Source organism: Aquipuribacter hungaricus (genome assembly GCF_037860755.1).
Lineage (GTDB): Bacteria > Actinomycetota > Actinomycetes > Actinomycetales > JBBAYJ01 > Aquipuribacter > Aquipuribacter hungaricus.
Genome location: NZ_JBBEOI010000131.1, coordinates 1 through 10,220, shown reverse-complemented (window position 1 = coordinate 10,220; position 10,220 = coordinate 1). Strand labels below are relative to the sequence as shown.

Below are 10,220 nucleotides of genomic sequence, written 5' to 3'. Positions count from 1 at the left end.
AGTGGGCGCGCCCGTCCCAGCGGGGCCCGGCCGCACGCCGGCGCGCCCGGTGAGCGTGCCGGTGGGCCCGCCGGTCAGCCGATGAGCCCGGTGACGTCCCTCCCGTCGTCGGCCGGCGGCTTCCCCGCCCGCCGGCCGCGACGGCTGAGGGCCAGCGCCCCGCTGCGCCGGCTGGTCGCCGAGACCCGGCTGCACCCGGCCGACCTCGTCCTGCCGGTCTTCGTCCGCGAGGGCCTGGACGCCCCCCGCGACATCACGAGCCTGCCCGGCGTCCGGCAGCACTCCCGGGGCTCGCTCGTCGCGCTGGCCCGCGAGGCCGTCGACGCCGGCGTCGGTGGGATCATGGTCTTCGGCGTGCCGGCCGTCCGGGACGCCACCGGCAGCGGCATCGACGACCCCGACGGCATCCTCAACGTCGCGCTCGCCGACCTGGCCGAGGCCGTCGGCGACCGCACCGTCCTCATGGCCGACCTCTGCCTGGACGAGTTCACCGACCACGGCCACTGCGGCGTCCTGGACGACCGGGGCCGGGTCGACAACGACGCCACGCTCGAGCGCTACGCCTCGGCCGCCCTGGCCCAGGCCGCGGCGGGCGTCCACCTGCTCGGCACGAGCGGGATGATGGACGGCCAGGTGGGCGTGGTCCGGCGCACCCTCGACGAGGCCGGGCGCCAGGACACCGGGATCGTCGCCTACGCGGCCAAGTACGCCTCGGCCTTCTACGGGCCGTTCCGCGAGGCGGTGGAGTCCACGCTCACCGGCGACCGGACCACCTACCAGCAGGACCCGGCCGGCGCGCGGGAGTCGCTGCTCGAGGTGTCGCTGGACGTGGAGGAGGGCGCCGACATGGTCATGGTCAAGCCGGCCCTGCCCTACCTCGACGTGCTGCGCCAGGTCGCCGACGCCAGCCCCGTCCCGGTCGCCGCGTACCAGGTCTCCGGCGAGTACGCGATGGTCGCCGCCGCGGCCGCGAACGGCTGGATCGACCGGGACCGGGCGGTCATGGAGAGCCTGCTGTCGATCCGCCGCGCCGGCGCCGACGTCGTCCTCACGTACTCCGCGCTCGACGTCGCCCGCGCGCTGCAGGGGTGAGAGCCCCCCGGGGGGCCGTCCGTGGGAGCGCGTCCCCGCCCCCCGCGGGGGCCCGCGACGATACGCTGCGGGCCGTGACCCGGGGTGAGTGGCTCGACCAGGAGCAGCAGGCCGCGTGGCGTGCGTGGCTCGAGGGGTCGCAGCTGCTCGACGAGGCGCTCGGCCGCGACCTGCTCGCCGTCGGTCTCACCTTCAGCGAGTACGACATCCTCGTCCAGCTGTCGGAGCAGGAGAGCCGGTCGCTGCGGATGAGCGAGCTCGCCCAGCTGGTCCTGCACTCCCGCTCCCGGCTCACCCACACCGTGAGCCGGATGGAGGCCCGCGGCCTGGTGCGCCGCGAGCCGTGCCTGGAGGACAAGCGCGGCGTCCGCTGCAGCATGACCGAAGCCGGCGCGGCCGCGCTGGTCGAGGCCGCCCCGCACCACGTGGGCTCCGTCCGCGAGCGCCTCGTCGACCCGTTGGAGCGCGAGGAGTTCCTCGCCCTTGGGGCCGCGATGGCGAAGGTCCGCGACCGGATCCGCGGCCGCGGCTGAGCCACCCCCCGCGCACGCCGGACCCCCGCGGGCTTGGGACACTGGTGGCGTGACGGACACCCACGCCCCCCCGGTCGCCCGGACGCCCGGGACCACCGCCCACTCGGAGGCCCTGCTGGCCCGCGGGTCGGCCGTCGTGCCCGGCGGCGTGAACTCCCCGGTCCGGGCGTTCCGTGCCGTCGGCGGGACCCCCCGCTTCATGGCGTCGGCGCGCGGGCCCTGGCTGACCGACGCCGACGGCACCCGCTACGTGGACCTGGTGTGCTCCTGGGGCCCGATGCTGCTGGGCCACACCCACCCCGACGTGCTCGAGGCCGTCCGCCGCGTCGCCGGCGACGGCTTCTCCTTCGGCGCCCCCACCGAGCTCGAGGTCGAGCTCGCCGAGGAGGTCGTGCGCCGGGTCCCCGCGGTGCAGATGCTGCGGCTGGTGAACTCCGGCACCGAGGCGACGATGAGCGCCGTCCGGCTGGCCCGCGGCTTCACCGGCCGTCCTGCGGTCGTCAAGTTCGCCGGGCACTACCACGGCCACGTCGACGCGCTCCTGGCCCAGGCCGGGTCGGGGCTGGCGACCTTCGGCCTGCCGTCGAGCCCGGGCATCACCGGCGCCTCGGCCGCCGACACCCTCGTCGTCCCCTACAACGACGAGGCCGCCCTGCGCGCGGTGTTCGCCGAGCACGGCGACCGGATCGCCTGCCTCATCACCGAGGCCGCCGCCGGCAACATGGGCGTCGTCCCGCCCCGGCCGGGGTTCGCGCGGCTCATGCGGGAGCTCACCGCCGCGCACGGCGCGCTCCTGGTCTACGACGAGGTGATGACCGGGTTCCGGGTCTCGCCGGGCGGCTGGCACGCGCTCGAGCAGGCCGACGCCGCGGCCCCCGCCGCCCCGGACCTGTTCACCTTCGGCAAGGTCCTGGGCGGCGGCTTCCCGGTCGCGGCGTTCGGCGGCCGCGCCGACGTCATGGAGCACCTGGCCCCGCTCGGCCCGGTCTACCAGGCGGGTACGCTGAGCGGGAACCCCGTCGCCGTCACCGCCGGGCTGACGACCCTGCGCCTGGCGGACGCCGCGGTCTACGCCCGCGTCGACGAGGTGGCGGCCACGGTCAGCGGCGCGGTCGACGAGGCGTTCGACGCGGTCGGCCTGCCCCACGTCGTCCAGCGGGCGGGCAGCATGTTCAGCGTGTTCCTCACCGAAGGCGTCGACGGACGGGTCGACGACTACGGCACCGCCCGCACCCAGGACGAGGCCGCCTTCCGCGCGTTCTTCCACGCCATGCTCGACGAGGGGGTGCACCTGCCCCCGTCGGCGTTCGAGTCCTGGTTCGTCTCCGCCTCGCACGGCGACGAGGCCGTCGGGCAGGTGCTCGCCGCGCTCCCCGTCGCCGCCCGCGCCGCCGCCGAGGCCGCCGAGGGCCGGGCCGGCTCCGCCGCGGCCGCCGGCACCCCTCCGGGGGAGGGCACGTGAGCACGCCGGCGACCCGCACCGTCGTCCACCTCGTCCGCCACGGCGAGGTCCACAACCCCGGGAAGGTGCTCTACGGCCGCCTGCCCGGGTACCGGCTGTCGGAACGGGGCGAGCGGATGGCGCAGGCCGTCGCCGCCGACCTGTCCGGCCGCGACGTCGCCGCGATGGTGTGCTCCCCGCTGGAGCGGGCGCAGCAGACCGCGCGGCCGCTCGCGGAGGCGCTGGGCCTGCAGGTCCGCACCGACGCCCGGCTCGTCGAGAGCAGCAACGTCTTCGAGGGCCGGCTCGTCGACCGGCGCTCGCTCGGCAGCCCCGGCAGCTGGCGGCACCTGTGGAACCCGTTCCTGCCGTCGTGGGGCGAGCCGTACACGCAGGTCGCCGCCCGGATGCTGGCCGCGGTCGCCGACGCCCGCGACCTGGCGCCCGGCCGCGAGGTCGTCTGCGTCTCCCACCAGCTGCCGATCTGGACCGCCCGGTCGGCGGTCGAGGGCCGGCGGCTCTGGCACGACCCGCGCACCCGGCAGTGCGGCCTGGCCTCGGTGACGTCGCTGCACTACGACGGCACCACGCTGGTCGGCGTCGGGTACCGCGAGCCGGCGGCGGGGGTGTGAGCGTGCGGACCTCCTCCCCGCGCGGGGCCGCCGCGCTCGCCGTGGCGGCGCTGCTGCTCGCGGGCTGCGGCTCCTCCGGCGAGGCCGGCGTCCCCGGCCTGCGCGACGAGGCGGGTGACGCGTTCGTCTCCGGCGACTCCACCGTCCAGGTCGTGCCGGCCGCCGAGCGGGGCGAGCCGGTCCAGGGCCTCGAGGGGCCCACCGTCGACGGCGAGGAGCTGGACGTGGCCGACCTGCGCGGCGCCCCGGTCGTCCTCAACGTGTGGGGCTCCTGGTGCGGGCCGTGCCACGCCGAGGCGCCCGACCTGGTCGCGGCCGAGGGCGAGCTCGCCGGCCTCGGTGCCCGCTTCGTCGGCATCAACATCCGCGACCGCTCGACCGTCGCCGCGACCGGGTTCGAGGAGGAGTACGGCATCGGCTGGCCGAGCCTGCACGACCCCGACAGCGAGCTGCTGCTCCGGCTGGCCTCCGACGTCCCGCCCAACACCGTCCCCGCCACCCTCGTGCTCGACGAGGAGGGCCGCGTGGCCGCGCGCCTGCTCGGGCGGGTCAGCCGGGCCACGCTCGTCGCCGTCGTCGAGGACGTCGTCGGCACCCCGGCGCAGGGCACGCCGTGAGCGCGGCGGCGGGCCTCGTCGCGGGCGTCCTGCCCGCCGCCGTCGGCGCGTCGGTCGCCGCGCAGACGGTGCTCGACGGCTCGCTGCTGCTCGCCGTGCCCCTCGCCGCGGCCGCCGGGCTGGTCTCGTTCGCCTCGCCGTGCGTGCTGCCGCTGGTGCCCGGCTACCTCGCCTACGTGTCCGGTCTGGCCGGCCCCGCGCAGCCCGCAGGCGGCGCGGTCACCACGGGCGCGGCGGGGACGGCCTCCGGGGCGGGCGGGCGGACCGTCTCGGCGCCGGCGCGGACCGCGGTGCTCGCCGACCCCGCCACCGTCCCCACGGCCCGCCTGGTGACCGGCACCGTCCTGTTCGTCGCCGGCTTCAGCGCCGTGTTCGTCGCCCTCGGCTCGGTCGCCGGGCTCGCCGGTGCGGTCCTGCCGCAGGGCCGCACCGTCGACGTCGTCGCCGGCGTCGTCGCCGTCCTCATGGGCCTGGTCTTCGTCGGCGCCGTCCCGCTGCTGCGCACCGAGCTGCGGCCCCGGTGGCGGCCCGCGGTCGGCCTCGCCGGCGCCCCGCTGCTCGGCGCGGCGTTCGGCGTCGGCTGGGTGCCCTGCGTCGGCCCGACCCTGGCCGCCGTCGTCGCGCTCGCCTACACCGACGGCGGGGCCGGCCGCGGGGCCCTGCTCGCCGCGGCCTACTGCGTCGGCCTCGGGCTGCCGTTCGTCCTGGTCTCCGTCGCCTACGCCCGGGGCCTGCGCGCGCTGGAGCCGCTGCGCCGCCACCGCCGGCTGGTCACCACCGCCGGCGGCGTGCTCCTCGTCGTGGTCGGCGTGCTGCTGCTCACCGGCGTCTGGGACCTGCTCGTCGAGGCCCTGCGCGGGCCGGTCAGCCGGTTCCCGGTGCTGCTGTGAGCACCGCGACGCGCCCCCGCGAGCAGGCCCCCGGCGACGCGCCGCTGCCGCCCGCGCTCGGCACGGCCGGGTCGCTGCGCTGGCTCTGGCGGCAGCTGACGAGCATGCGGACCGCCCTCGTCCTGCTGCTCCTGCTCGCGGTCGCCACCATCCCGGGCTCGCTGTTCCCGCAGCGCGCCGTGGACCGCGGCGCGGTGACGGCGTACCTGGCCGAGAACCCGTCGACGGGGGAGTGGCTGGACCGGCTCGGCTTCTTCGACGTCTACGCCTCGCCGTGGTTCGCCGCGGTGTACCTGCTGCTGTTCGTCAGCCTGGTCGGCTGCATCGTGCCGCGCGCCCGGGTGCACGCCCGGGAGTGGCGCCGCCGCCCGCCCGCCACCCCCCGCCGCCTCGAGCGCCTGCCCGGCCACGCGGCCGCCAAGGTCGACGAGCCCCTCGGCGTCGTCGCCGACCGGGTCGAGCGGGCCCTGCGCCGGCGCGGCCCCGGCGGCGGTCCCTGGCTGGGGCACGTCGTCGACCGCCACGACGAGCCCGGCGGCGGCCTGTCGCTCGCCGCGGAGACCGGCCGGCTGCGCGAGACCGGCAACCTGCTGTTCCACGTGAGCCTCATCGGCGTGCTGCTCGCCCTGGCCACCGGGTCGCTGTACGCCTACCGCGGCGAGGCGCTCGTCGTGGAGGGCGGGTCGTTCAGCAACGTCGTCCCCGCCTACGACTCCATCACCCCCGGCGCCCGGTTCGACAGCTCGGCCCTGCCGCCGTTCTCGTTCCGGCTGGACTCCCTCGACGTCGCGTTCGAGGAGACCCAGGTCAGCGAGATCGGCTCGCCGCGAGACTTCGCCGCCGACGTCGTCTACCGCGAGGACCCCGACGCACCGCCGCGCGAGGCGACGGTCCGCGTCAACAGCCCGCTCGAGGTCGCCGGCAGCAGGGTGTTCCTCACCGGCAACGGCTACGCACCGGTCGTCGAGGTCCGCGACGCCGACGGCGAGCTGCGCGCCGACGGCGCCGCCCCGTTCCTGCCGGAGGACTCCTCGTACACCTCCCGCGGCGTCGTCAAGGCGCCCGTGCCCGGCGGGGAGGACATCGGGCTCACCGGCCTCTTCCTGCCGACCGCCGCCGTCGACCCGGCCGGGGAGCAGGTGTCGCTCTTCCCCGACGCCCGCGTGCCCCGCCTCGTGCTCACCGCCTGGACCGGCGACATCGGCCTCGGTGACGGCAGCGGCCAGTCGGTGTACGAGCTCGACACCTCCGCCATGGAGCAGGTGGAGGACGAGGACGGCCGTCCGCTCGTGCTCGTCCTCGAGCCCGGCCAGACCGTCGAGCTGCCCGACGGGCTCGGCAGCGTGACTTTCGCCGACCTGCCCCGCTTCGCCGCGTTCCAGGTGCGTGCCGACCCGTCCGGACCGCTCGCGCTCGTCGCGGCGGTGCTGGCCATCGTCGGCCTCACGGTGAGCCTTTTCCTGCCCCGCCGGAGGGTGTGGGTGCGCCTGTCCCCGGCCGCCGCGGACGGCCACCCGGGCCCGGCGGGCGGCACCGGCGGGCGTACCGTGGTGCAGGTCGGGGCGCTGTCCCGCAGCCGTGACGCAGGCCTGGAGACCGAGGTCGACCGGGTCCTCGCCGCGGCGACCGACCGACCGATGAGCGGAGACCGATGAGCGCTGTCCTGACCGGGCTGACGACCGGGCTGACCGGGCTGACCCTGGGAGCGGGTCCTGGCGGGATCGGCGGCACCCCCGCGGACCCCGCCCTCGCCGGCATCAGCGACGGCCTCGTGTACTCGGCGATGGCGGCCTACGCGGTGGCGCTCGTCGCCTTCGCGGTCGACCTGGCCGGCGGGCGCCGCACCCGGGGCGCCGTGCGCGAGGAGGCCCTGGTCGGCGCGGGCGGTGCGGGATCCACCGCTGGGTCGACGGCTGCGTCGACCGCGCAGGGCAGCGGTACCGCCGCGGCCACCCCCGGCCGGCGGGCCCTCGGCATCGGGTCCACCGTCTTCGTCCTCGCGACCCTGCTGCACGTCGCGGCGCTCGTCGCGCGCGGCGCCTCGGTCCAGCGGGTGCCGTGGAGCGACGCCTACGAGTTCGCCGTGAGCGGCGCCGCGGTCGTCAGCGTCGTCTACCTCGTCCTGCTCCGCGACCGCGCCCGGTGGGGCTGGCTGGGCTCGTTCGTCGTCGTGCCGGTGCTGCTCACCCTCATGGTCGCGACATCGTTCTTCTACACCGAGGCCAGCGCCCTGTCGCCGGCGCTGCAGAGCAGCTGGCTCGTCGTCCACGTCTCCATCGCGTTCCTCGCCTCGGCGCTGCTCACCATCGGCTTCTCCCTGGCCGTCGTCCAGCTGGTCCAGCACCGCCAGGACGCGCTCGTCGCCGCCGGCGGGGAGCCGAGCCGGCTGCTGCAGCGCGTCCCGTCCGCCCGCCAGCTCGAGCAGACGTCGTTCCAGCTGCACGCCGTGGCCTTCGTGCTGTGGACCTTCACCGTCGTCGCGGGCGCCATCTGGGCCGCCGAGGCGTGGGGCCGCTACTGGGGCTGGGACCCCAAGGAGGTCTGGTCGTTCGTCATCTGGGTCGTCTACGCGGCCTACCTGCACGCCCGCGCCACCGCCGGGTGGGCCGGCCCGCGCTCGGCGTGGATCGCCGTGCTCGGCTTCGCCTGCCTGCTGTTCAACTTCCTCGGCGTCAACTACCTGTTCGTCGGCAACCACTCCTACGCGCTCTGACCGGCGCTGAGCGCCCGCGCACGTCGCCGGAGCGGTGCCCCCGGGTGCCGCGGCGGTCAGGGGCCGACGAGCCGGTCCCTGCCGGCCTCCTTGGCCTGGTAGAGCCGCCGGTCCGCCGCGCGCAGCAGGTCGCCCGCGGGTGACGCCGCCTGCACCGGCTCCCCGACGACGAGCCCGGCCGAGGCGGTGACCCGCAGCGTCACCGGCACCTCGTCGCGCAGCGGCAGCGAGACGTCGGACATGTCGACGGCCGCGACCGCGGTCCGCACCCGCTCGACGAGGCCGACCACGGCGTCGTCGTCCAGGCCGTCGACGGGGACGGCGAGGACGAACTCCTCGCCCCCCACCCGGTACAGCCCCGCCCCGGTCCCGTCCGCGGCGGCCGTCATGGCGCGGGCCACCCGGACCAGGACCTCGTCGCCGACGACGTGGCCGAACCGGTCGTTGACGTCCTTGAAGTGGTCGAGGTCGACGATGGCGAGCGCGAGCCGCGCACCCCGCTCCGCGTGGCCGGTCATGGCGTCGGTGAACGCGCGCCGGTTCTCGATGCCGGTGAGCGCGTCGACCCGGGCGGCCCGCCGCTCCTCCTCCGACGTGCGCCGCCACGAGTCCCGCTCGCGCTCGACCTCCTCGCGGCGCAGCCGGGCGGCGTTGACCGCGGCCGTGGAGTGCACCTGCAGGTCCCGGCTGGCCGTCACCGCGGTGACGTAGCGGCGCATCGCCGCCAGCGCGCCCACCAGGTCGCCGCGGCGCTCCCGGCAGGCGGCGAGCATGTGCCAGACCATGACGCTGGTGACCGAGCCCAGCCGGTCCGTCGCGCCGGTCGCCTCGACGAGGATGTCCTCGGCCTCGTCGAGCCGGTCGAGGTCCATGAGGATCTCCGCCAGCAGCGCGCGCGCCCGGGCCAGGACGTCGATCTCGCCGATGCTGCTCACGAGCACCACCGCCGCGCGGGCGTGCCGCAGCGCCTCGTCGAGCTCGCCGCGCAGCTGCGCGTCGCGCGCCAGGCACCACGAGGCGCCGCGCCGGTTGGCCATCCCCTCGCCGACGACCACCGCCTGCTCGGCGGCCTCGACCGCCTCGGCGGTCCAGGCGTGGACCTCGGCGAGCAGCTCCTCGCGCTCGTCGCCCTCGACGGGCGCCTGCCCCTCGTACCCGCGCAGCAGGAACGACGCCGCCGCGACCGAGGTCATGAGGATCCACTCGCGCTGGCGCGGGTGGCCGGTCACCTCGGACTCCCGGCGGGCGTCGGCGAGCAGGCCGAGGGCGCCGCGGGCGTCACCGAGGTCGTACAGGGCCACGGCGAGGTTGTGGCGCATGATCGAGCGCAGCCGCAGGGCCTCGGCGCCCTCGGCGCGCAGCAGCGCCTCCAGGCCCCGGTCCAGGCAGCGCAGCTGGGCGTGGAGGTCGCCCAGGTAGCCGGAGGAGATGGCGTGCATGTTGAGCGCCTGCGCGGCCAGCAGCGGCTCGTGCTCGGCGTCGAGCAGCCGCAGCGCCGCCCGGGTGTCGTCGTGGGCGGCGAGGTCCCGGCGGAAGTGCCGGGCGCGCGCCCGCAGGACGAGCAGGTGGGCCGCGACCGTGCGGGACCCGGCGTCGAGGCGCGCCGAGGTCGCGTCGAGCGTCGCGTCGGCCGAGCCGTCCGGCAGCAGGGGTGCCAGGGCCTCGCCGAGCCGTTCCTCGGCCAGCGCCGGGTCGTGGTCGACGAGCGCGGCGAGCTCCGCCAGGTCCGGCCGGTCCGGCGCGGCGCCGACAGCGGCGTCGCGGTCGGGGTCGGGCTCGGGCGCAGGGTCGCCGGGGGAGGGCTCGCGGGAGGGGGCGGTCCCGGGCACGCTCGGCACGGGGGTCACCTCCGGTCGGTGGGGTCGTCCCGCGCGAGTATGCCCAGCCCGCCGCCGCACCGCCCTCCGACCACGCCGCACCGCACCCGGACCGGTCCCGGCGGGGAGGCGGGTCCACCCGGTCGGGCGCGTACCGTCCTGCCATGACAGGAGCCGCCGTCCCCCCGCCGCCAGCAGCACCCGGAGGGGGCTTCGACGCCACCACCTCCCCGCCCCCGCCGGTCAACGAGCCCGTCCTCGGCTACGCCCCCGGCTCGCCCGAGCGCGCCGGCCTGGTGGCGGCGCTGGAGACCACCCTCGGCGAGGTCGCCGACCTGCCCATGACGATCGGCGGCGTCCGCAGGCAGGGCGGCGGCGAGGAGTTCCAGGTCGTCCGGCCCGACGCCCACGCCCACGTCCTCGGCCGCGGCCGCGGGGCCAGCCACGCCGACGCCGCCGACGCCCTCGAGGCCTGCCGCCGCGCG

The 10,220-nt window shown here is 77.1% G+C and carries 9 protein-coding genes and 1 pseudogene; 9 read left to right on the top strand and 1 reads right to left on the bottom strand.

All coding sequences use genetic code 11. The features are described from left to right. The first annotated feature begins 81 nt into the window (after positions 1-81). From hemB to ccsB, 8 genes are all read left to right on the top strand, one after another. Positions 82-1,092, top strand: a complete 1,011-nt coding sequence (gene hemB / locus WCS02_RS13235; RefSeq protein WP_340293993.1) for a porphobilinogen synthase — start codon at positions 82-84, stop codon at positions 1,090-1,092. Between the two features lie 74 nt (positions 1,093-1,166). Then, positions 1,167-1,625 carry a MarR family winged helix-turn-helix transcriptional regulator gene (locus tag WCS02_RS13230; RefSeq protein WP_340293991.1) on the top strand — a complete coding sequence of 153 codons (459 nt, stop codon included), beginning with the start codon at positions 1,167-1,169 and terminating at the stop codon, positions 1,623-1,625. Between the two features lie 49 nt (positions 1,626-1,674). Beyond that, entirely contained in the window at positions 1,675-3,087 is a 1,413-nt protein-coding gene (gene hemL, locus WCS02_RS13225) for a glutamate-1-semialdehyde 2,1-aminomutase (protein ID WP_340293989.1), read from the top strand. Next, positions 3,084-3,698, top strand: coding sequence for a histidine phosphatase family protein (locus WCS02_RS13220; protein WP_340293987.1), 615 nt, complete (start codon positions 3,084-3,086; stop codon positions 3,696-3,698). The genes hemL and WCS02_RS13220 overlap by 4 nt, the downstream gene beginning before the upstream one ends. Before the next feature lie 2 nt (positions 3,699-3,700). Further along, on the top strand, positions 3,701-4,315 hold the full coding sequence (locus WCS02_RS13215; protein ID WP_340293985.1) for a TlpA family protein disulfide reductase: 615 nt from the start codon (positions 3,701-3,703) through the stop codon (positions 4,313-4,315). Then, positions 4,312-5,205 carry a cytochrome c biogenesis CcdA family protein gene (locus tag WCS02_RS13210; RefSeq protein ID WP_340293983.1) on the top strand — a complete coding sequence of 298 codons (894 nt, stop codon included), beginning with the start codon at positions 4,312-4,314 and terminating at the stop codon, positions 5,203-5,205. Before WCS02_RS13215 ends, WCS02_RS13210 begins: the two co-directional genes overlap by 4 nt. Continuing rightward, positions 5,202-6,860 carry a cytochrome c biogenesis protein ResB gene (gene resB / locus WCS02_RS13205; protein ID WP_340293981.1) on the top strand — a complete coding sequence of 553 codons (1,659 nt, stop codon included), beginning with the start codon at positions 5,202-5,204 and terminating at the stop codon, positions 6,858-6,860. Before WCS02_RS13210 ends, resB begins: the two co-directional genes overlap by 4 nt. Further along, complete coding sequence (gene ccsB, locus WCS02_RS13200; RefSeq protein ID WP_340293979.1) at positions 6,857-7,918, top strand: c-type cytochrome biogenesis protein CcsB; 1,062 nt, start codon at positions 6,857-6,859, stop codon at positions 7,916-7,918. The genes resB and ccsB overlap by 4 nt, the downstream gene beginning before the upstream one ends. Positions 7,919-7,974: 56 nt before the next feature. On the opposite strand, the gene WCS02_RS13195 is transcribed toward ccsB, so the two are convergent. Further along, the gene (locus WCS02_RS13195; protein WP_340293977.1) at positions 7,975-9,756 is read right to left on the bottom strand and encodes a GGDEF domain-containing protein; all 1,782 of its coding nucleotides are present in this window, start codon (positions 9,754-9,756) and stop codon (positions 7,975-7,977) included. A gap of 143 nt (positions 9,757-9,899) precedes the next feature. Between WCS02_RS13195 and WCS02_RS13190 the strand changes: the two are divergent. Beyond that, positions 9,900-10,220, top strand: a pseudogene (locus WCS02_RS13190) (hypothetical protein); the annotation flags it as partial.

Coding starts and splice junctions, on each gene's coding strand:
- hemB (WP_340293993.1), top strand. CDS start 82: ATGAGCCCGGTGACGTCCCTCCCGTCGTCGGCCGGCGGCTTCCCCGCC.
- ccsB (WP_340293979.1), top strand. CDS start 6,857: ATGAGCGCTGTCCTGACCGGGCTGACGACCGGGCTGACCGGGCTGACC.